The sequence below is a fragment of the Craterilacuibacter sinensis genome (genome assembly GCF_009831765.1).
In the GTDB taxonomy this organism is placed as follows: Bacteria; Pseudomonadota; Gammaproteobacteria; order Burkholderiales; family Chromobacteriaceae; genus Craterilacuibacter; species Craterilacuibacter sinensis.
Genome location: NZ_WSSB01000007.1, coordinates 159252 through 179916, shown reverse-complemented (window position 1 = coordinate 179916; position 20665 = coordinate 159252). Strand labels below are relative to the sequence as shown.

Genomic DNA, 20665 nt, shown 5'->3' with positions numbered 1-20665 from the left:
CCAGCTTACAGCTCGGTCGTCGGCGTATTCAGAATATCGGCGTCCACGCTGTCCAGCACCATGCTGTGGAACTCGACATCGAACCACTGCCAGAACGCCAGCAGCGAGATATCAGCAGGCCAGGCCGACTCGTCTTCGTGCCAGCTGGCCAGCTCCATACGGAATAGCTGCTCGGCCATCTCGTCGATATAGGCAACCGCCTGCTCCGGCTCGTCAAACTCGGGCAAAAGCATGGCGGTACAGTCCGCACGCAGGCTGTCCAGCGTCAGATCTATCATGTCCTCGCCGGATACGGTACGCAGCCACGCAAGAAAAGGCGCGCGCGGTTTGATAATGGCGACGGAGCGATCAACGAAATACATGGTTTATCCTTGGGTGACGGGCAAAACGCGATGGCGGAAAATTAAAGGCAGGCCATCACGGCGCGCATTGTACATGGCTAGCACGGCGTAGCGAAGGTAGGCGCGCATGGCGTGCTACAATCGCGCCATCCCAAACTACCCAGCGAGCCATCCATGGCCCTCATTTCTGTCGAGAAGGCTTGCCTTGCCTTCGGACACCACGCCCTACTGGACCGTGTCGATTTTTCCCTGGAGGCAGGCGAAGTCGTCGGCCTGATCGGCCGCAACGGCGCCGGCAAATCTTCCCTGATCAAATCCATCGCCGGCATGGTGCGTCTCGACGATGGCCGCATCAATATCCAGGGCAATCTGAATATAGGCTGGGTACCACAAGAGCCCGAATTCAATCCCGAGCATACGGTATTCGAAGCCGTGTCCGAGGGCCTGGGCGAACTCAAGGCCTTTCTGGCCGAATATCATACGCTTGCCGATGCACTGACCCAGCCCGATGCCGACTTTGACACCCTGATGCACCGCATGACGCATATCCAGCACGAGATCGAACTGCGTGACGGCTGGGCGTTCGATGCGCTGATAGCCACCACCTTGTCCCATCTCGAACTCAAGCCCGACGTCAAGATCAGCGCCCTGTCCGGCGGCTGGAAAAAACGTGTGGCGCTGGCGCGCGCACTGGCGGCCAAACCGGATGTGCTGCTACTGGACGAACCGACCAACCATCTGGACGTTTCCGCCATCGAATGGCTGGAAGGCCTGCTCAAGGGCTTTGCCGGCTCGGTCTTGCTGGTCACCCACGACCGCCGCTTCCTCGACAATGTCGCCACCCGCATTATCGAACTGGATCGCGGCATTTTGCGCAGCTACCCCGGCAGTTTCTCCGCCTATCACGTCAAAAAGGCGGAAGAACTGGCCATCGAAGCCGAGCAGGCCCGTCTGTTCGACAAATTCCATGCTCAGGAAGAAGCCTGGATACGCAAGGGCGTCGAAGCGCGCCGCACCCGTAACGAAGGCCGCGTACGCCGTCTGGAAGCGCTGCGTGTCGCCCGTTCGCAACGGCGCGAGCGCGTGGGTCAGGTCAACTTCCAGCTGGATCCGGGCGAGCGTTCGGGCAAGCTGGTCGCCGAGCTGGAACATGTCAGCAAGGGCTTTGGCAGCCGCACCCTGATCCGCGACTTCACCACCCGCATCCTGCGCGGCGACAAGATCGGCCTGATCGGCCCCAATGGCGCCGGCAAAACCACCTTGCTCAAGCTGATTCTGGGTGAGCTGGAAGCCGATAGCGGCGACATCAAGCGCGGCACCAAACTCGATATTGCCTACTTCGACCAATTCCGCACCCAGCTGGACGAAGAAATGAGCGTGGCCGACGTCATCAGCCAGGGCAACGATTTTATCGAAGTCGCCGGCCACAGAAAGCATGTGATGAGCTATCTGGAAGACTTTTTGTTCGAGCCTGCGCGTGCGCGCAGCCCGGTCAAATCGCTGTCCGGTGGCGAGCGCAACCGCCTGCTGCTGGCACGCCTGTTTACCCGCCCGGCCAATGTGCTGGTGCTGGATGAACCGACCAACGATCTGGATATCGATACGCTTGAACTGCTGGAAGAACTGATCACCCAGTACGCAGGCACGGTGTTTCTGGTCAGCCATGACCGCGCCTTCCTCGACAATGTCGTCACCCAGACCATCGTGTTTGAAGGCGACGGCAGGCTGGAAGAATACCCGGGCGGCTATCAGGACTGGGTCGACACCAAGGCGCGCATGGCGGCCATGAAGCCGGCCGAAGCCGCAGCCAAGCCGGTAGCCGCAAGCGCAGCCAAGGCCGAACGCAACAAGGCCAGCCGCAACAAACTATCGTTTAATGAAACACGCGAGCTGACCCAGTTGCCGGATGAAATTGCCGCACTGGAAGGCGAGCAGGCCGAGTTGACACAAAAGCTGCTGGACCCCGCCGTATTTCGCGAACAGCCGCAACAAGCCCATGCCTGGCAGTTGCGCATCGAGGAAATCGAGCTTGCCATGCTGGATAAACTCGCGCGCTGGGAAGAGCTGGAAGCCAAGCAGAACTAAAAACCGCAGCTAACGCCCTTGCCTGCCCAAGTACGCTCACGGGCAGGCAAGGTTTGCAAGGGGCTACCCCATGAATGCCAAACATCTCGCGACCCTGGCCATGCTGACGCTGTTGGCGGCCTGCTCCACCACGCCGCCCAAAAAACCCGCGCCAAAGCCGCGCCCCGGCATCTCGCTGGCCGGGCTTAAGGCCGATGGGGCCGGGCGCGAAGTGCTGATGGTGACGCTGGGCCTCTTGGGCAATGATTACAAATTCGGCGGCACCAACCCGGAAGCCGGCCTGGATTGCAGCGGCATGGCCGGCTACATCTACCGCAATGCACTGGGCGTCGAGCTGCCGCGCACCGCCGCACAGATTGCCGAAGCGGGCAGATCGATCAGCTTGAACCAACTGCGGGTCGGCGATTTTGTCTTTTTCAACACCATGAACCGCCGCTACTCGCATATGGGCATTTTTATCGGCGACGGCAAATTCGTCCACGCCCCGCGCACCAATAGCCAGATCCGGGTCGAGCGCCTGGACAATCCCTGGTTCATGAGCCGTTTCGACGGCGCCCGCACCCTGTTCAACTGAGCGCCCGCCTCAATACGCATCCACGCCTCCCGCACGACAGCCGCAAGACCGCCCATGCAGCCGCTTGCGGCTGCATCACGGCATAGGGATACCCCTTATGCCTAGAGTCTTCTCAAGTAAAACCCATTACGACTAAACTGGCTGCTGGTCAGGGGCTACTCCACGCCTGCCAATTACAACAACGCCAACACAACCACTCGGGAGAAACTTGTGCAGTCGCTGCTCGCTCTATCGCGCCTCATCGACGCGATCAATGCACGCATAGGACAGTTCGCCTCATGGATTGTCCTGATCGTCGTCCTTATCAGTGCCGGCAACGCCGTTGTCCGCAAAACGCTTCATATCAGCTCGAACGGTTTTCTTGAGATCCAGTGGTATCTGTTTTCCGCCATGTTCTTGCTAGGCGGCGCCTATACCCTGCAAAAAAACGAGCATATCCGCATCGACCTTCTGTCCAGCAAGCTCTCGCGCCGCGCCCAGGCCATGCTGGAAATCGTCTGCACCGTGCTGTTCCTGTTCCCCATGTGCTACCTGATCATCGCCTATGGCTGGCCCATGTTCATGGATGCATGGACCAGTGGCGAGATGTCGTCCGACAACGGCGGCCTGATCCGCTGGCCGGTCATTTTGCTGATTCCCATCGGCTTTACCCTGCTGATGGCACAAGGTCTGTCCGAAATCATCAAGCGCCTGGGCTTTATTGCCGGCGTCGCTGCCGACCCGCTGGATAAGGCACTGGATCCACATAAGGAGCATGTATGAGCCTCGAGATGCTCGCCCCCATTATGTTCGTGTCGCTGATCTTCTTCTTGTTGATCGGCTACCCTGTTGCTTTCGCCCTGTCTGCTGTCGGCCTGCTGTTCAGCTGGATAGGCATCCATTTTGATCTGCTCAGACCCGAGCTATTGCAGGCACTGCCGCGCCAGGTGTTCGACATCATGCGCAACGACACCCTGCTGGCGATTCCGTTCTTCACCTTTATGGGGCTGATACTGGAGCGCTCGGGCATGGCCGAGGCCATGCTGGACACCATAGGCCAGCTGTTCGGCCGGGTGCGTGGCGGTATTGCCTACGCGGTGATCTTTGTCGGCGCCTTGCTGGCCGCCACCACCGGCGTAGTGGCCGCATCGGTGATTTCGATGGGGCTGATTTCGCTGCCCATCATGCTGCGCTACGGCTATGACCAGCGTGTCGCCACCGGCGTGATTGCAGCGTCCGGCACCCTGGCACAGATCATTCCGCCGAGTCTGGTACTGATCGTGCTGGCCGACCAGCTGGGCACTTCGGTGGGCGATATGTACGCCGCCGCCATGCTGCCGGGTCTGCTGCTGTGCGTTTTTTACGCCATGTATATTTTCAGCATTTCGCTGTTCCGTCCGCAATGGGTGCCGGCTTTGCCACCTGAGGCGCGTACCTTGCGCGGCGGCAAGCTGATGCTGCAAGTCCTGCTGGTAATGGTGCCGCCACTGCTGCTGATCTTCCTGGTACTGGGCACGATCTTCCTTGGCATCGCCACCCCGACCGAGGGCGGCGCCATGGGCGCAGTCGGTGCCATTGTGCTGGCCATGATCAACCGCAAGCTGGATATCAGGCTGCTTAAGCAGGCGATGGACTCGACCCTCAAGCTGACCACCTTTGTGGTGTTCATCCTGATCGGTGCCCGCGTCTTCCGTATTGCCTTTTTGGGCGTCAATGGTGACCAGTGGGTTGAACACCTGCTGACTGCCTTGCCCGGCGGCGAAATCGGCTTCCTGGTTGCAGTGAACATCATGGTGTTCTTCCTGGCCTTCTTCCTCGACTTCTTCGAGATCGCCTTTATTCTGGTACCGCTGCTGGCACCGGTGGCGCAAAGCCTGGGCATTGACCTGGTGTGGTTCGGCGTGATTCTGGCGGTCAATATGCAGACTTCGTTCATGCACCCACCATTCGGTTTCGCCCTGTTCTACCTGCGCAGCGTGGCACCGAAAGAGGTCAAGAGCAGCAGCATCTACAAAGGCGCGATCCCGTTTGTGCTGATACAGATTGTGATGATAGGCCTGGTCATCGCCTTCCCGTCACTGACTACGGTGTTCCGCGACAAGGAAATCGTGGTCGACGAATCCAAGTCGGAACAGGTGCTGGAGCAGTTGTCCATCGACAATGCCGCTTTGCCTGAAAATGCAATTCCGGCCGGTAGCGATGCCTCGGCCGCCAGCGGCGAAGCCGCCGACGATGGCGCAGCGCTACTTAAGCAGTTGTCCGGCCAATAAAAATAGCCGTGCCGGTCGATAGCCGGCACGGCACAAGCTACCCCATCAAAGGAGAAAACCATGGAAAGACGTTCCTTCCTCAAAAAAGCCGGTGTTGCCGGCGCGGCCGCTGCCGCAGTCAGCGCCCCGGCGCTGGCGGCGGACACCCCTGTCATCCGTTGGCGTCTGGCGTCCAGCTTTCCCAAAAGCCTGGACACCATTTACGGCGCGGCCGAGCGCATGTCCAAGCGCATTTCCGAGCTGACCGGCGGCAAATTCCAGATCCGCGTATTCCCTGCCGGTGAAATCGCGCCGGGCAACCAGGTACTGGATGTGGTGCAAAACGGCACCGTCGAGTGCGGCCACACCGCCGGCTACTACTACGTCGGCAAGAACAAGGCCTTCGCCTTCGATACCTCCTTGCCATTCGGCCTGACTTCCCGTCAGCAAAATGCCTGGCTCTACTACGGTGGCGGTCTCAAGGCGATGCGCGAGCTGTACGCCCAGTACAACATTATCAACTTCCCGGGCGGCAATACCGGCTGCCAGATGGGTGGCTGGTTCCGCCAGGAAGTGAAATCGATGGCCGACCTGAAGGGCCTGAAGATGCGCATCCCGGGTTTTGGCGGCGAAATCATGGCCAAGCTGGGCGCTATTCCTCAGTCCTTGCCGGCCGGTGACATCTATCCGGCACTGGAAAAAGGCACCATCGACGCCACCGAGTGGGTTGGCCCGTACGATGACGAAAAACTCGGCTTTTACAAGGTCGCACCGTTCTACTACTACCCGGGCTTCTGGGAGCCGGGTCCGAACCTGTCTTTCTACGTCAACAACAAGCAGTGGGCCAAGCTGCCAAAAGAATATCAGCAGGCTTTTGAAGTGGCCGCCGCCGAAGCCAACCTGACCATGCTGGCCCAGTACGATGCACAAAACCCGCAGGCGCTGGTTCGCCTGCTGCAAAAAGGCGTCAAGCTGAAGAAGTATCCGGCAGACATCATGAAGGCCGCACAGACCATCGCTTTCCAGCTGTACGAGGAAGAAGCGAAGAAAAACCCGGCCTTTGGCAAGATCTACGGCCCATGGAAAAAATTCCGCGCACTGGAGCATGGCTGGTTCAATCTGGCCGAACAGGGCATGGAATCCTTCATGTACACCAACCGCAGCAAATAAACGACAGACGGGGCGATCATGCCCCGTTTTTTTTACCCATTTTTTATGTAAAAACCTTATCGAATATCCCATGTGCTAAATTATTCGCACCCTGGCTACTTAAAACGGCATAAGACCGCAGCCATGGTGCCGGACGCTTTTGCGACCGGGCAAATGCCCACCCCTGGAGGAGAAGAAGATGGAGAGACGTTCATTTCTGAAAAAAGCCGGTGCCACCGGCGTTGCCGCTGCCGTTGTCAGCGCCCCTGCGCTTGCAGCTGACGGTCCGACCGTACGCTGGCGTCTGGCGTCCAGCTTTCCCAAAAGCCTGGACACCATTTACGGTGCAGCCGAACAGCTGTCCAAACGTGTTGCCGAGCTGACCGGCGGCAAGTTCCAGATCCGCGTATTTCCGGGCGGTGAAATCGCCCCGGGCAACCAGGTACTGGATGTGGTGCAAAACGGCACCGTTGAGTGCGGCCACACTGCCAGCTACTACTATGTCGGCAAGAACAAGGCCTTCGCCTTCGACACTTCCCTGCCCTTCGGCCTGACCGCACGCCAGCAAAATGCCTGGCTCTACTACGGCGGCGGCATGAAGGCGATGCGCGAGCTGTTCGCCCAGTACAATATCGTCAACTTCCCCGGCGGCAATACCGGTTGCCAGATGGGCGGCTGGTTCCGTAACGAGGTGAAGTCGCTGGCCGACCTCAAAGGCCTGAAGATGCGCATTCCTGGCTTTGGCGGCGAAATCATGGCCAAGCTGGGTGCCATTCCGCAGTCCATTCCCGGCGGCGACATCTATCCGGCACTGGAAAAAGGCACCATCGACGCCACCGAATGGGTCGGCCCGTACGACGACGAGAAGCTGGGCTTTTACAAGGTCGCCAAGTTCTACTACTACCCGGGCTTCTGGGAACCGGGTCCGAACCTGTCGTTCTATGTGAACAGCAAGGAATGGGCCAAGCTGCCCAAGGAATACCAGCAGGCGTTCGAAGTCGCATCCGCCGAAGCCAACCTCCTGATGCTCGCCGAGTACGACGCCAAGAACCCGCAAGCACTGGTATCGCTACTGCAAAAAGGCACCAAGCTGAAGAAGTATCCGGCAGATATCATGAAGGCGGCGCATACCGAAGCGTTCAAGCTGTACGAAGAAGAAGCCGCCAAAAACCCGGCCTTCGCCAAGATCTACGGCCCATGGAAAAAATTCCGCGCCATGGAGCATGGCTGGTTCAACCTGGCTGAGCTGGGCATGGAAAACTTTATGTACAGCAACAAAAAATAAGCCGTACGCCAAAACATAAAGCGCCGCGCCTGATCAGGGCGCGGCGCTTTTCTATCTCATATCCAGCAAATCGCATACCGCTATGAATAAAACAGACGCGAAAAGGAATACAGGCACAGACCGATCACACCGCCGACCAGTGTCCCGTTGATGCGGATAAACTGCAGATCATGCCCGATCGCCAGTTCGATACGCTCGCTCACCTCTTCCTTGCTCCAGCTATCGAGCTTGTCCGAAATAAAGATGGCCACGGCCGGGCGATAACGCTCGACTAAAGAGGGCAACAAAGCCATCAGCCGCCGGTTAAGCCGCCCCTGCATGCGGGCGTCGTGCATCAGGCGCTCACCCAGCCCCCGCAACAGCACCATACCGGCCGCCACTAGCCGCGAATCGGGTGCGCGCACATCAGACAGCACCCAGTCCTTGATGCTAACCCAGACATCATCCAGCAAAGCATCAAACACCGGATCAGACAGCAAGGCCTCCATGCTGCGCGTGACACGGGCACGCCAGCGCGGGTCGGCCTTTAGCCGTAGCGCACACTCATGCAGGTAAACGTCCAGCATCTCGCGCCATGGGTGAGCCGGGTCACTCGCAGCCGCACTCATCTCGGCCTGCAGACGCAGGATCAGGCGCTCGGCAGCAGAGCGGGCCAGCGGACGCAAGGTACTGCCCAGCGACATGCCCATGACCTTGACGTCTTCCAGATGCAGCGACTCGGTCAGCAGCGCAACCAGACGCTCGCGTACGGCTTCCCCTTCCAGTTTGCGTCCCATGCCGCTAAACAGCGTGTCCAGCAACTCATGCTGGCGCTCACCGGCCAGCCAGCCATCCAGCACGCGCCCGCCCAGCGTTGCCATGTCGATACGCATCAACCCAGAGCGAACGCCGCCTGCCAGATGGCGGCGCATCGCATCATCATCCAGCGACGAGATCACCGTGGCCATCGCGTCCGCCACCAGACGGGCCAGACGTGGCGAGACCGAGATGCGGGATAGCCAGTTGCCGGCCAGTTGTGCAGGATTGTATGCAGCCAGTCGCGGCAACAAGGCGGCCGGCGTAAAAAAATGCTCGACAACAAAACTGCCTAGATTGCGCGCGATACGGCTCTTATTGCGCGGAATAATCGCCGTATGCCAGATTGGCAGCCCCAGCGGATGGCGAAACAGCGCCACCACGGCAAACCAGTCAGCCATGGCGCCCACTGTCGCGGCCTCGGCAAAAGCGGCCACAAACGGCCATAACGGATGAGCATCATGCAGCCAGTGCGCCAGCAACACCAGCAATAGCGAGCCCACCAGCAAAGCCGTCGCGATGGCCTTCATGCGTTTAAGCTGGATCAGGCGTTGGTCATCATCGCTGCCGATAGCTGCCTGTGCGTTTACCATACGGCCTCCTGCCATAGACTCATGCACGAATTGTAAGCCGAAGACAAAAATAAAGCCGCCAGCAATGCTGGCGGCTTTATTTGCTGACTATAGCGCTGATCAGCCTTTAACCACTTCCGCAATCGCATCGGCGACATAGGCCAGATTATTCTGGTTCAATGCAGCCAGACAGATGCGGCCGGTCGAAACGGCGTAGATGCCGTAGTCGGCACGCAAGACTTCAACCTGCGCCGCGCTCAGGCCGGTATAGGAGAACATGCCGCGCTGTGCCGTCACAAAAGAGAAGTCCTGCGCCACACCCTTGCTCTTGAGTGCTGACACCAGTCCCTCGCGCATCGCACGAATGCGCACCCGCATACCGCCCAATTCGTCTTCCCACATCTGGCGCAGCTCAGGGCTGCTCAGTACCGCCGCGACCACCGCGCCGCCATGGATAGGCGGGTTGGAATAGTTGGTGCGGATCACGCGCTTAAGCTGCGACAGTACGCGCGCCGACTCGTCCTTGTCCGCCGTGATAATGGACAAGGCACCGACACGCTCGCCATACAGGGAAAAGCTCTTGGAGAAGGAGCTGGACACAAAGAACTGCAAACCGGAGGCACTGAACAAGCGCACCGCCACGGCATCCGGTTCGATGCCTTCGGCAAAGCCCTGATATGCCATATCGAGGAAAGGCACCAAAGCGCGCTCGCGGCAAACTTCAACCACCTCGGCCCACTGCGCGTCGGACATATCGGCGCCAGTCGGATTGTGGCAGCAGGCATGCAGCACGATGACCGAACCCGGTGCCAGACCCAGCAGGAAGGCTTTCATGGCGGCAAAATTGACGCCACGGGTTTCCGCATCGTAGTAAGGGTAGTTTTCCACGACAAAACCGGCCGCCTCAAACAGCGCGCGGTGATTTTCCCACGACGGGTCGCTGATATACACCTTGGCATCGGCCTTCAGGCCCTTGAGAAAATCGGCACCGATCTTCAGCGCGCCGGTACCCCCCAAGGCCTGTGCCGTCACGACACGACCGGCCGCCAGCAATTCACTGTCCGCACCTAGCAGCAGCTTTTGTACCGCCTGGTTGTACTGGGCATTCCCCTCGATTGCCTGATAGCCGCGTGGCGGCATGGCTTCCAGACGCGCCTTTTCGGCAACTTTCACCGCAGACAGCAAAGGGATTTTGCCGTTCTCGTCAAAATAAACGCCCACGCCCAGATTGACCTTGGTTGCGCGCGCATCGGCGTTGTAAGCCTCGTTCAGGCCAAGAATAGGATCACGCGGAGCCAGCGCAACGCCGGCGAAAATCGAAGTGCTCATACAAACTCCAGTGTTTACAGGGGATCGCTCAAGGCGCAAGCCGTGCTTGAATTTATGCCATCGATTTTATCATGCGCTATCGCTACCGTGCATGCCAATTAGAAGGCCATCAGCACGGACTTGCCTGGCCGTAGCCGCGCTAGCGCCTTGCCTGCACCGTAAACAATCTGCCGCCAAGCCTGCCCCTGCCCCGGCACCACCCCGCTCTTGAGCGGGGCTGGTGACATTCAAAGCGCAAATCAGGCCGGCTTGCCACACACGCTGGCCAGTTGCTGCGGGTTCTGCACAAAGGCATTTCCGCTGCCTTGCAGTTTGACAATGCGGGCGTCGCGCGATTTTTCCCAGGCATCGACCGGATAGGTCTTGGCCCAGGCGCACATCAGTTGCGTGTCCTGCTTGCTCATTTTCAAGCCGTAGCGGCCATGCATATAGAAGTAGATGCGGGCAATGCGCCCCCTGACCTCTTCACGCGGCTGGGCACGGCGGCCTTTGAAGTCGACAATGGTCTGGCACTGGCCATACATAGGCTCAGGGTTGCGCGTCCAGGCCCCGAACGAGAAGTTGCTGCGGTCGCCATTGACTTCGCCTACGGCCGGCACCAGGTTCACCAGATCGCCCTCGGCCATGCGGAACACATCGTCGGTAGACGTGCAGTTTTTGCGCCCCCCCTGTTGCCAGCACTGGCGCTGATGGCCCAGCACCCAGGCCGGTACCACATGCTCCCATTCCAGACGGCTGGCACGGCTGGCATTTTTGCGCGGCTGATAGCCGCAAGAAGCCAGATCCATTGTTTTGCCGGTATATGGGCAGCCGCAGTAAAAATCGATTTCTTCACCGTTAAAAACGCCAGGCAGCACTTTTTTGGCGTTATTGAAGTCGCGCGGACCGACGCTACCCTTGCCGCTGACCAGCACAATAGGCTCGGTCAGCGAAATGGCGGCAACTGGCGCAGTTTGCGCCGTCTTGGCAAGGGCGGATGTTTCGGCACTGCCCTGACCGGAACACGCGGCCAGCAAGACACTAAGGAGTGGAATAAAGCAGAATTTCATGGAAAGCCGCAAAAAACCGCCACCGTAACCGGCTTTTGCATGACTTTCAAGGCCGAATTAACTCAGCCTCATAGCTTGCTTTTGCTTCAATTGCTTGCGGTGTCGCGCTCGCACAAGACATAGCCGGATGCTTGCAGCGCTTTGCGCCACTCGGCCATGGCAAGCAGCACCAGAGCAGGCTGGCCACTGAAACCGAACTCGATATGCATCTGCGGGATACGCTCGCTACCGAAACTGGGCAGGCTGGACAGCCTCAGCGCCGGGTAGCGGGCGGTAAAGGTTTGCATCAGCGTAATCAGGTCGCCCTCGCGCGCATCCAGCGCAATCACCGTTTGCTCGATATCGGGCACGGTGTTTTTCAATTGCGGATACAGGGTATCCAGCACCCAGGCAATCATGGGCCAGGCCATGGCAGGAAAGCCCGGCACAAAGTGGACATCGCCCAGCGAGAAGCCCGGCATCTGGTTCACCGGGTTGGGTATCAGGCGTGCGCCTTCGGGGATATTGCCCATATTGATACGGTGCGGATAGGCCTCGGCACCAAAGCGCCCTTCGATAATCGCACGCGCCTCGGGATGGATGGCCAGCGGCACGCCCAATGCAGCGGCGGCACACTGGCGGGTATAGTCGTCCGGTGTCGCGCCGATACCACCAAAGCTGAACACCAGATCGCCACTGGCAAAGGCACGCGCCAAAGAAGCCTGCAAGCGTTGCGGATCGTCACCCAGATATTCGACCCACGCCAATTTCATGCCGCGCTCGGCCAGCATGGCAATCAGTGCCGCCAGATGCTTGTCTTGCCGTTTCCCGGACAAGAGTTCGTCGCCAATGATGATCGCGCCTACATTCATGCTGATGACCTCAGGAGAAAGAATTTCTGATGCCATGATAAAACATGCCGACCCACTCGCGTAGCGCCTGATGTGTTTCCTGCATGGCGCGGCCCGATGGCAGATACCAGACCATGCCGCCACCGTCGTAGCGGGTAAATCCGGTCGGGGCCGGCACAACCTCCAGCCCCTGCGCTTCGAACAAGGGTACGGCACGGCGCAAGTGCCAGGCTTGCGTCACCAGCGTGATGCGCTTTACGCCGGCATTTTTCAGCATGGCCGCCGACAATCGCGCATTGGCTTCGGTATTGACCGACTCGGACTCCACCCAGTAAGGCTTGACCCCATAATCGCGCCACAGCATGCGCTGCATCACCCAGGCTTCCGCCTCGCCGCCCAAGGGCGCGCCTCCGGTCAGCAATAACGGCACCGCGCTTGCCTTGTGCAAGTGCACGGCATAGCGCAAGCGCGCCGCCGTGTCGCCGCTAGGCACATTCTCGCCATATTCGGGCGCCGGTTTCTTGCCGCCCCCCAGCACCACAATGGCGCCGCTTTGGCGTACATCGGCAAGCCGGGCTACGGCCTTGTTTTCCAGTGCGGCATTCAGGGCTATCGCCATGCGCGGTGTAGAAAAGGCATACAGCAGCAATATGGAGAGCACGATCAGCGCGACGCCGACCCGCTTTTTTCGTCGGAGCAGCCAAAAGCCCAGCCCGGCCAGCAGCAGGCAATTGAGCGGCGGCAGCAACAAGGCCCCGAAAACCTGATTGAACAACACACCCGGCGCAGTCGTCACGCGCATTTCTCCAGACAAAGACAAGGCGCCGGCGGCAAAGCCCGGCGCCTGTTTAAACGAAAAACGGCCCTGCTCCCATGCGGGGGCAGGGCCGAGAACTGACAGTTTACTCGCCCAGGTAAGCGTTGCGAACCCGGTCATCGTTAAGCAGGTCTTGCGCATTGCCGCTCATGGTAATGCGCCCGCTTTCCATCACATAGCCGCGCTGCGACACTTCCAGCGCCAGACGCGCATTCTGCTCGACCAGGAGCATGGTCACGCCCTGCTCGGCCACCATGCGGATGATCTCGAAGATCTTGGCCACGATCAGCGGTGCCAGACCCATGGATGGCTCATCCAGCAGCAAGAGCTTGGGTTTGGACACAATGGCGCGCCCCATGGCTACCATCTGCTGCTCGCCACCGGACAAGGTACCGGCCAGCTGCTTCTCGCGCTCCTTCAAGCGCGGGAACAGTTCAAACACATGCTCGATGTCGGCCTTGATGCCGTCTTCGTCATTGCGGTGGTAACCGCCCATGCGCAGGTTCTCGGCCACGGTCAGCTTGGAAAAGACACCGCGTCCTTCCGGCACCATCACCAGGCCCTGGCGCACAAAGTTATACACCGGTGTACCCGCCGTATCCTTGCCGTCAAAGCTGATGCTGCCACCGGACTTTTTTTCCATGCCGACCAGGGTACGCAAGGTCGACGTCTTGCCGGCACCGTTGGCACCGATCAGCGTGACCAGCTCGCCCTTTTCAATATGCAGGTCTATGCCCTTGACCGCCTGGATGCCGCCATAGGAAACCTGCAGGTTCTTGATGTCAAGAATGCTCATGAATGTGCCACCCCAAGGTATGCCTCGATCACTTTCGGGTCCTTGCGCACGACTTCAGGCACGCCTTCGGCAATTTTTTTGCCGTAGTCGAGCACCGCAATACGGTCGCACAGGCCCATCATCAATTTCACGTCATGCTCGATCAGCAACACGGTGATACCGGAGGCGCGGATTTTTTCCATCAGCGCCTTGAGCTCTTCGGTCTCGCGCGGATTCATGCCGGCGGCCGGCTCGTCCAGCGCCAGCAACTTGGGCTCGGTCGCCAGCGCGCGGGCAATTTCCAGACGGCGCTGATGGCCGTAGCTCAGGTTCTTGGCAAACTCGTCGGCCACATCGCTGATCCCGACATAGGCCAGCAACTCCTGTGCCTTGGCGCGAATCGCGGCCTCCTCGGCCCGTGTCCCCTTGTCGCGCAGCACCGCCCCCAAAGCCCCCGCCTTGGAGCGGATATGGCGGCCGACCATCACGTTTTCCAGCGCCGTCATTTCCTTGAACAGACGGATATTCTGGAAGGTGCGGGCGATGCCGGTACCGACCACCACATGCGGCTGGGCGCGGAACAAGTTTGTACCGTCAAAAGTAAAGCTGCCCTCGTCCGGCATATACAGCCCGGTCAGCACATTGAACAAGGTGGTCTTGCCCGCGCCGTTAGGGCCGATCAAGCCATAAATCTCGCCCTTATTGATGGTCAGGCCCACTTGATTAAGCGCGACCAGACCCCCGAAGCGTTTGACGATACCGTCTATTTTCAGCAGGACTTCAGCCATAAATCAGTGCCCCTTTTTCGCATCGTCAAACTCGGCCTTACGCCGCTTGGATGGCCACATCCCTTCCGGACGCACCAGCATCATCACCACCAGCGCCAGACCGAACAACAGCATGCGGGCATTTTCCGGGTCGACAATCATCTTGCCGAAAGTCGCCATCTGCAGCGGACCGATCACATCGCGCAGGATTTCCGGCGCAATCGTCAGCACGACAGCCCCCAGAATCACACCCGGAATATGGCCCATGCCGCCCAGCACCACCATGGCCAGAATCATGATCGACTCAAGCAAGCCGAAAGACTCGGGCGAGATGAAGCCCTGGAACGAGGCAAACAGGCCGCCGGCCACGCCGCCGGACAAAGCGCCCAGCGCAAAAGCCAGCAGCTTGATATTGCGGATATTGATCCCCATGGCGGCGGCGGCAATATCGTCCTCACGCATGGCCACCCAGGCGCGACCGATGCGCGAGTGCTGCAAGCGCCACGCCATGATCACCACCAGCACGGTCAGCGCCAGGAAAAAGTAGTAATACATGTAGACGCTGTTGAAGGAGATACCGAAAAACTCGTGCGTCTTGCCCAGCGAAAAACCGCCGACCGACACCGGATCAATCAGGTTCACCCCTTGCGGGCCGTTAGTCAGGTTGTAAGGCGCATTCAGGTTATTCAGGAAGATACGGATAATCTCGCCAAAACCCAGCGTGACAATGGCCAGATAATCACCCTTGAGCTTGAGCACCGGCGTACCGAGCAACAAACCAAAGCAGGCGGCTATCAGCGCCCCCAAAGGCAGCGTGATATAGAACGGCAGATGGATGCCGAAATGGGGCGAGCCCAGCAAGGCGAAGGTATAGGCCCCCACCGCGTAAAACGCGATAAAGCCCAAGTCCAGCAGCCCGGCAAAGCCCACCACGATATTCAGACCCAGTGCCAGCATCACATACAGCAGGGCAAAGTCCAGCGTACGCACCCACGAGTTGCCGAAAGCATTACCGACAACAAAAGGCAGAATGGCCAGAATGATGGCCGAGGCCAGAAAGCCCAGGACTTTCTTGCCGTTGGCCGGTGGCGTTGTTGTAACTGAAACAGTCATTATGCTTCCCCTTGTATCAGGCGCGATCGGCCATTTTTTCGCCCATCAGGCCGGACGGACGGAAAATCAGTACCGCAATCAGCACCATAAAGGCAAAGATGTCCTGATAATGCGAGCCAAGGAAGCCACCGGTCAGGTCCCCGATATAACCGGCACCCAGACTTTCGATAATGCCCAGCAAGATGCCGCCAGCGACAGCACCGCCCAGATTGCCGATCCCGCCCAGCACCGCAGCGGTAAAGGCCTTCAGGCCTATCATAAAGCCCATGTAGTAATGGACCTGCTCATAGTTGGTGGCCACCATCAGGCCGGCAATCGCACCCAGCGCCGAACCGATGACAAAGGTGGTCGAGATGATGGTATTCACATTCACCCCCATCAAGCCCGCGACCGCCGGATTCTGGCTGGTGGCACGCATGGCGCGACCCAGCTTGGTCTTTTCCACCACCACCAGCAGCGCCGTCATGATGACAAAGCACAGCACCACAATGCTCACTTGCAGCTTGGTAATGCTGGCGCCGAAGATCTCGACCACGTCATGATCGAGGATGGGCGGGAACGGGATGTAGTTGCGGCCCCAGACCAGAATGGCCAGTTGCTGCAATACGATGGAAACACCGATTGCGGTAATCAGCGGTGCCAGACGCGGCGCATTGCGCAAAGGCCGGTAGGCGACGCGCTCGATGGTAAAGCCCAGCAACATGCAAGCCGGAATCGCCACCATCACCCCGATCAGGATCAGGGCCAGTGCCGGCAAGTTGATGCCCATGCCCAAGAGGGCGGACACCACGGTCACCGTGACCATGCCGCCAACCATCACCACTTCCCCGTGCGCAAAGTTGATCAGCCCCATGATGCCGTACACCATGGTGTAACCCAGAGCGATCAGGGCATAAATACTGCCCAGCACCAGGCCGTTAAGGATTTGTTGCAGAAAAATGTCCACGATGAGGACTCCCCTTTGATTGAGCTACCAGTCGGCGGATTGGGCTATAGCCTCTTATATTCCACCCACGTATCGTGCCTTAGCACAACTTTATGTTCAAAATGTGTCAAACACGGCTGGATTATGCGTTTGTCTACAATCGACTGTCAATGCAGAATACATGTTCGTAATGGCTATTTTTTCAACGGAAAAACCAGCGCACAAACCATTGAAAACACGGCGTTTTTTATCGCGCATACACTACGCATTTAGCCACATGCAGCAAAGCTGCACCCTTTCCATGTCTGACACCCCCGCATAAGCGGCCCTTGCCCTGCCATTCATCACAGGTCAGCGCAAAAACTCATGCCTATTAATTAACAAGCACTCGCCAAACCAGGCCCTATCTTGCAAAAAACCCGGACGAACCGGGTTTGCAAAAAATGTGCCACAGATGATCTGGGTTAAAAATGCAGACCCGGGGATATTTGCGCCGGCAACAGCAAAGACTCGCACTCCAGCGATGCCACCGGCCAGGCGCAGTAATCCGCCGCATAATAGGCACTGGCCCTATGGTTGCCCGATGCGCCGACGCCCCCAAATGGTGCGGCACTGGAAGCCCCGGTCAGCGGTTTGTTCCAGTTCACCACCCCGGCGCGGCTCTCCAGCAGATAACGCTCGTAGCTCGCCCTGTCATCGGATAGCACCCCGCCAGCCAGACCAAAGCGGGTATCGTTGGCCACCGCAATCGCTTCGTCAAAATCGCGATAGCGGATGATTTGCAGCAAGGGGCCAAAATACTCTTCATCCGGCCGGTTGTTGACGCCACTGACATCGATAATGCCCGGGGTCAACAGGGCCGCTCCCTCTTCCAGACGGCGCATGGCGAGCAAGACCTTGCCGCCCATAGACTGTAATGCGTCTTGCGCCAGCAGCAGCGCATCGGCCGCTGCATTAGACACCAGCGCCCCCATAAATGGCTGCGGCTCCGCATCCCAGCGTCCGACCACGATGTCGCGGCTGACATCGACCAGACGTGAAACAAAAACATCCCCCCACGCCCCGACCGGCACCAGCAAGCGTCGCGCACAGGTGCAACGCTGACCGGCAGAGATAAAGGCAGACTGGATCACATGATGAACGGCCGCATCGCGCTCGGCGACTTCGGTCACGATCAGCGGATTATTGCCCCCCATCTCCAGCGCCAGGATCTTGTCGGGATGACCGGCAAACTGGCGATGCAGCACGCCACCGGTCGCCGAACTGCCGGTAAAGAACAAGCCATCAATGCCGGCATGCCCGGCCAGCGCAATACCCGTTTCACGCGCGCCCTGCACCAGATTAAGCACGCCTGCCGGCAAGCCCGCCTCCAGCCACAGCTGAACAGTGACTTCAGCCGTCCATGGGGTCAGCTCGGATGGTTTGAACACCACCGTGTTGCCGGCAATCAGCGCCGGCACAATATGACCATTGGGCAAGTGGCCAGGGAAATTATAGGGACCGAACACGGCGACCACGCCATGTGGCTTGTGGCGCAACACCGCCTGTGCATCGCCCATGGCGGCGGCGCGCTCGCCGGTACGCTCCAGATAGGATTTAACCGAGATCTCCACCTTGTTTGCCATGGTGGTGACTTCGGTCAGCGCTTCCCAACGCGGCTTGCCGGTTTCGCGCGCAATCACGCTGGCCAGCGCATCACGATTGGCCAGCAGGCATTCGCCAAAACGGCGCACCACGGCAAGGCGGGCGTCCAGCGACAGACGTGCCCATGGCACAAAGGCCGTACGCGCAGCGGCAACGGCCGCATCCACCTGCTCTGCACTGGCCGCCTGCCCTTGCCACAGCATTTCGCCACAGGCAGGATCGGTCTTGCTCATGGTTTCGCCGGCGCCAGACAGCCATTGACCCGCAATACACAAGGTGCTCATACGATTTTCTCGGTTGGATTAACAGGAACGCAGCGCACGAAATCTCCCTCGTTGACTTCCAGCGCCTGCACGGCTTGCGGCGTCAACAGTACCGATGTCCCATCCTGCGGGAATTGCCCCATCACCACACGGAAGCCGGAAAGGCTGGTATTGGCAACCAAGACATGCGGGTGTTCGCCTTCGGGTAGCGGGTCAGCCAGCACCACACTCAGAAGCTGGCTCTCTTTCACCGCACGAATATCCTGGGTGTAAGCCTGCACGGTCGGACCGGCATCGAAAATATCGACATAGCCCTCATAACGGAAACCTTCGGCTTCCAGCATGGCCACCGCCGGACGGGTGTTTTCATGTGTTTTGCCGACCACGGCCTGCGCTTCCGGCGTAAGGAAGTCGATATAAACCGGATGCTTGGGCATCAGTTCGGCAACAAAAGCCTTCTGCCCGATACCGGTCAGATAGTCGGCCTTGGCAAAGTCGATAGAGAAAAAGTGCCTGCCCAGCGCCTCCCAGAACGGCGAACGCCCCTCGGCATCGGATACGCCGCGCATTTCAGCGACGGTAATTTTGCCGAACAAATGGGCAAACTGGGCAAGAAACAGGAAGCGACTCTTGGACAGCAGACTGCCATTACGATTGACGCGGTAATCCGGATGCAGGAACAAGGTGCATAGCTCGCTGTAACCGGTATGGTCATGCGACAGGAACAAGGTATCGTGCCGGGTATAGACGCCCAGTTCTTCCGAAGCATGCACCATGGTGCCGACACGATAGTTGTACCAGGGCTCTTTCAGGCCAACGGCGGCTTCCAGCGCGCAAATACCGCCAATGCGTCCGGTCTTGCCATCCTCCAGCACGAAAACATAGCCTTGGTCGGCACGTTCCAGATCACCGGCAAAGCTCAGCATGGAACGGCTAATGCGCCGGGTCAGGCGCTCTTCATTGACCGGCAGCGAAGTCAGGCCAACGCCGGCGCTGCGCGCCAGCTCCATCAGGCCATCCAGATCCTGAAAACGTATGGGGCGAATGAACATCATGGTGATTCTCCTTATTCGCCTTGCAAGGGGCTGATACGTACGCTCTGGCCGCAGGCCAGATCAAGTGCTCGCGCAACATCCGGGTTCAGCCAGGCCACACCATCGACCACAGCCACTTTACCCACGGCACTACGGAACTCGCTGCACAGCGTGTTGGCCAGCAGCATGTCCTCTGCGCTATCCGGCAAGCTGGCACTGATCTCGACCGGCAGACAATCGTTATTGTTCAGGGTAAACAGACGGTCGATCTCGGCGGTCAGCACCGCGCCGCCATCAAAAATATCCAGATACTGATCAGCCTCGAAGCCTTCGCGCGTCAGAATGCGGCAAGGCTGCTCGAAGGCAGGATGTACCTGACCGATGGCATGCTGTGCCGCATCCGGCAGCAAAGGCACATAGATCGGGTAGGGAGGCATCAACTCCGCCACAAAGGTCTTGCTATGCTCGGCAAATGCCTGTTCGACCTGCGGGAAATCCATATTAAAGAAGCGCCGGCCGATGGCATCCCAGAACGGCGACTGGCCGGCGACATCATGCACACCCAGCATTTCGGCGATGATGCGCCGGCCGAAATGCTGGCGCTGCCCGGCCAGAAACATCAGGCGCGCCCGTGACAACAGCTCGGCAGCATAAGGCTGTGACGGATGTTCGCAAAAGAAACCACACAGCTGCACCATGCCGGTCAGGTCATGGCACATGGTCAGCGCATGGATGCGGTTATTTACCTTGAGCGCACGCGAGGCGTGCACCAGCGTCTCGTTGCGATAGGTATAAAACGGCTCGTCAAAACCGGCGGTACTCGCAATCGCGGCGGCCCCCAAGACCACGCCATCTTCCTCCAGCACCAGCATGTAATAATCATTACCGGCGTCGATATCGGCGATGGCTTCGCTCTCGAACGACGAGATGGAGCGTTGCAGTTTTTCAAACAGCTTTTCCCGGTTGGCAGGCAAGCTGGTCACGCCAACGCCGCTGGCAAGAGCCAGGCGCTCAATGGCGGGCAGGTCGGAAATCCTGACTGGGCGTACGATCAACATCCACTTCTCCCGGGTAAAACCGGTGCAACAGG

At 59.0% G+C, this 20665-nt stretch carries 19 protein-coding genes; 6 read left to right on the top strand and 13 right to left on the bottom strand.

Features of this window, described 5'->3' with window-relative positions:
- Nucleotides 1-5: 5 nt before the first annotated feature.
- Entirely contained in the window at nucleotides 6-362 is a 357-nt protein-coding gene (locus tag GQF02_RS09470; protein ID WP_124734482.1) for a hypothetical protein, read from the bottom strand.
- A 153-nt stretch (nucleotides 363-515) separates the two neighbouring features.
- Between GQF02_RS09470 and GQF02_RS09465 the strand changes: the two genes are divergently transcribed.
- The 6 genes from GQF02_RS09465 (at nucleotide 516) to GQF02_RS09440 (ending at nucleotide 7662) form a co-directional block, all read left to right on the top strand.
- On the top strand, nucleotides 516-2426 hold the full coding sequence (locus GQF02_RS09465) for an ATP-binding cassette domain-containing protein (RefSeq protein WP_160796607.1): 1911 nt from the start codon (nucleotides 516-518) through the stop codon (nucleotides 2424-2426).
- A 70-nt stretch (nucleotides 2427-2496) separates the two neighbouring features.
- Nucleotides 2497-3000 (top strand): C40 family peptidase, encoded by a 504-nt coding sequence (locus GQF02_RS09460; RefSeq protein ID WP_160796605.1) that lies wholly within the window; start codon nucleotides 2497-2499, stop codon nucleotides 2998-3000.
- Between the two features lie 210 nt (nucleotides 3001-3210).
- A complete protein-coding gene (locus GQF02_RS09455; protein WP_160796603.1) occupies nucleotides 3211-3762 on the top strand; it encodes a TRAP transporter small permease subunit in 552 nt (183 codons plus the stop codon).
- Nucleotides 3759-5249: a TRAP transporter large permease gene (locus tag GQF02_RS09450; protein ID WP_160796601.1), complete on the top strand. Its 1491-nt coding sequence runs from the start codon at nucleotides 3759-3761 to the stop codon at nucleotides 5247-5249. Before GQF02_RS09455 ends, GQF02_RS09450 begins: the two co-directional genes overlap by 4 nt.
- A 60-nt stretch (nucleotides 5250-5309) precedes the next feature.
- Nucleotides 5310-6398 (top strand): TRAP transporter substrate-binding protein, encoded by a 1089-nt coding sequence (locus GQF02_RS09445; RefSeq protein ID WP_160796599.1) that lies wholly within the window; start codon nucleotides 5310-5312, stop codon nucleotides 6396-6398.
- Between the two features lie 178 nt (nucleotides 6399-6576).
- Nucleotides 6577-7662 (top strand): TRAP transporter substrate-binding protein, encoded by a 1086-nt coding sequence (locus GQF02_RS09440; protein WP_124734488.1) that lies wholly within the window; start codon nucleotides 6577-6579, stop codon nucleotides 7660-7662.
- 80 nt (nucleotides 7663-7742) lie between these two features.
- On the opposite strand, the gene GQF02_RS09435 is transcribed toward GQF02_RS09440, so the two are convergent.
- From GQF02_RS09435 to GQF02_RS09380, 12 genes are all read right to left on the bottom strand, one after another.
- Nucleotides 7743-9050, bottom strand: a complete 1308-nt coding sequence (locus GQF02_RS09435) for a DUF445 domain-containing protein (protein WP_160796597.1) — start codon at nucleotides 9048-9050, stop codon at nucleotides 7743-7745.
- A 99-nt stretch (nucleotides 9051-9149) separates the two neighbouring features.
- Nucleotides 9150-10358, bottom strand: coding sequence for an amino acid aminotransferase (locus GQF02_RS09430; protein ID WP_160796595.1), 1209 nt, complete (start codon nucleotides 10356-10358; stop codon nucleotides 9150-9152).
- A gap of 239 nt (nucleotides 10359-10597) precedes the next feature.
- Entirely contained in the window at nucleotides 10598-11407 is an 810-nt protein-coding gene (locus tag GQF02_RS09425; RefSeq protein WP_160796593.1) for an endonuclease, read from the bottom strand.
- Nucleotides 11408-11493: 86 nt separating this feature from the next.
- Nucleotides 11494-12294: a competence/damage-inducible protein A gene (locus GQF02_RS09420; protein WP_235930133.1), complete on the bottom strand. Its 801-nt coding sequence runs from the start codon at nucleotides 12292-12294 to the stop codon at nucleotides 11494-11496.
- The gene (locus tag GQF02_RS09415) at nucleotides 12269-13039 is read right to left on the bottom strand and encodes a YdcF family protein (RefSeq protein WP_160796591.1); all 771 of its coding nucleotides are present in this window, start codon (nucleotides 13037-13039) and stop codon (nucleotides 12269-12271) included. Before GQF02_RS09415 ends, GQF02_RS09420 begins: the two co-directional genes overlap by 26 nt.
- A 100-nt stretch (nucleotides 13040-13139) precedes the next feature.
- Entirely contained in the window at nucleotides 13140-13850 is a 711-nt protein-coding gene (locus GQF02_RS09410; protein ID WP_160796589.1) for an ABC transporter ATP-binding protein, read from the bottom strand.
- Nucleotides 13847-14617, bottom strand: coding sequence for an ABC transporter ATP-binding protein (locus GQF02_RS09405; protein WP_160796587.1), 771 nt, complete (start codon nucleotides 14615-14617; stop codon nucleotides 13847-13849). Before GQF02_RS09405 ends, GQF02_RS09410 begins: the two co-directional genes overlap by 4 nt.
- 3 nt (nucleotides 14618-14620) lie before the next feature.
- On the bottom strand, nucleotides 14621-15709 hold the full coding sequence (locus GQF02_RS09400; RefSeq protein WP_160796585.1) for an ABC transporter permease subunit: 1089 nt from the start codon (nucleotides 15707-15709) through the stop codon (nucleotides 14621-14623).
- Between the two features lie 16 nt (nucleotides 15710-15725).
- Complete coding sequence (locus GQF02_RS09395; protein ID WP_124734495.1) at nucleotides 15726-16655, bottom strand: branched-chain amino acid ABC transporter permease; 930 nt, start codon at nucleotides 16653-16655, stop codon at nucleotides 15726-15728.
- Nucleotides 16656-17098: 443 nt separating this feature from the next.
- A complete protein-coding gene (gene astD, locus GQF02_RS09390; RefSeq protein ID WP_160796583.1) occupies nucleotides 17099-18562 on the bottom strand; it encodes a succinylglutamate-semialdehyde dehydrogenase in 1464 nt (487 codons plus the stop codon).
- Nucleotides 18559-19596 (bottom strand): arginine N-succinyltransferase, encoded by a 1038-nt coding sequence (gene astA / locus GQF02_RS09385; RefSeq protein ID WP_124734497.1) that lies wholly within the window; start codon nucleotides 19594-19596, stop codon nucleotides 18559-18561. The genes astD and astA overlap by 4 nt, the downstream gene beginning before the upstream one ends.
- An 11-nt stretch (nucleotides 19597-19607) precedes the next feature.
- Nucleotides 19608-20633 carry an arginine N-succinyltransferase gene (locus GQF02_RS09380; protein ID WP_160796581.1) on the bottom strand — a complete coding sequence of 342 codons (1026 nt, stop codon included), beginning with the start codon at nucleotides 20631-20633 and terminating at the stop codon, nucleotides 19608-19610.
- Nucleotides 20634-20665 lie beyond the last annotated feature (32 nt).

What these genes read in the sequence shown, in the direction of transcription:
- GQF02_RS09410 (WP_160796589.1), bottom strand. Translation starts at nt 13,850, where the DNA reads ATGAGCATTCTTGACATCAAGAACCTGCAGGTTTCCTATGGCGGCATC.
- GQF02_RS09425 (WP_160796593.1), bottom strand. Translation starts at nt 11,407, where the DNA reads ATGAAATTCTGCTTTATTCCACTCCTTAGTGTCTTGCTGGCCGCGTGT.
- GQF02_RS09430 (WP_160796595.1), bottom strand. Translation starts at nt 10,358, where the DNA reads ATGAGCACTTCGATTTTCGCCGGCGTTGCGCTGGCTCCGCGTGATCCT.
- GQF02_RS09460 (WP_160796605.1), top strand. Translation starts at nt 2,497, where the DNA reads ATGAATGCCAAACATCTCGCGACCCTGGCCATGCTGACGCTGTTGGCG.
- GQF02_RS09405 (WP_160796587.1), bottom strand. Translation starts at nt 14,617, where the DNA reads ATGGCTGAAGTCCTGCTGAAAATAGACGGTATCGTCAAACGCTTCGGG.
- GQF02_RS09450 (WP_160796601.1), top strand. Translation starts at nt 3,759, where the DNA reads ATGAGCCTCGAGATGCTCGCCCCCATTATGTTCGTGTCGCTGATCTTC.
- GQF02_RS09435 (WP_160796597.1), bottom strand. Translation starts at nt 9,050, where the DNA reads ATGGTAAACGCACAGGCAGCTATCGGCAGCGATGATGACCAACGCCTG.
- GQF02_RS09420 (WP_235930133.1), bottom strand. Translation starts at nt 12,294, where the DNA reads ATGGCATCAGAAATTCTTTCTCCTGAGGTCATCAGCATGAATGTAGGC.
- GQF02_RS09445 (WP_160796599.1), top strand. Translation starts at nt 5,310, where the DNA reads ATGGAAAGACGTTCCTTCCTCAAAAAAGCCGGTGTTGCCGGCGCGGCC.
- GQF02_RS09415 (WP_160796591.1), bottom strand. Translation starts at nt 13,039, where the DNA reads ATGCGCGTGACGACTGCGCCGGGTGTGTTGTTCAATCAGGTTTTCGGG.
- astA (WP_124734497.1), bottom strand. Translation starts at nt 19,596, where the DNA reads ATGATGTTCATTCGCCCCATACGTTTTCAGGATCTGGATGGCCTGATG.
- astD (WP_160796583.1), bottom strand. Translation starts at nt 18,562, where the DNA reads ATGAGCACCTTGTGTATTGCGGGTCAATGGCTGTCTGGCGCCGGCGAA.
- GQF02_RS09400 (WP_160796585.1), bottom strand. Translation starts at nt 15,709, where the DNA reads ATGACTGTTTCAGTTACAACAACGCCACCGGCCAACGGCAAGAAAGTC.
- GQF02_RS09380 (WP_160796581.1), bottom strand. Translation starts at nt 20,633, where the DNA reads ATGTTGATCGTACGCCCAGTCAGGATTTCCGACCTGCCCGCCATTGAG.
- GQF02_RS09465 (WP_160796607.1), top strand. Translation starts at nt 516, where the DNA reads ATGGCCCTCATTTCTGTCGAGAAGGCTTGCCTTGCCTTCGGACACCAC.
- GQF02_RS09470 (WP_124734482.1), bottom strand. Translation starts at nt 362, where the DNA reads ATGTATTTCGTTGATCGCTCCGTCGCCATTATCAAACCGCGCGCGCCT.
- GQF02_RS09440 (WP_124734488.1), top strand. Translation starts at nt 6,577, where the DNA reads ATGGAGAGACGTTCATTTCTGAAAAAAGCCGGTGCCACCGGCGTTGCC.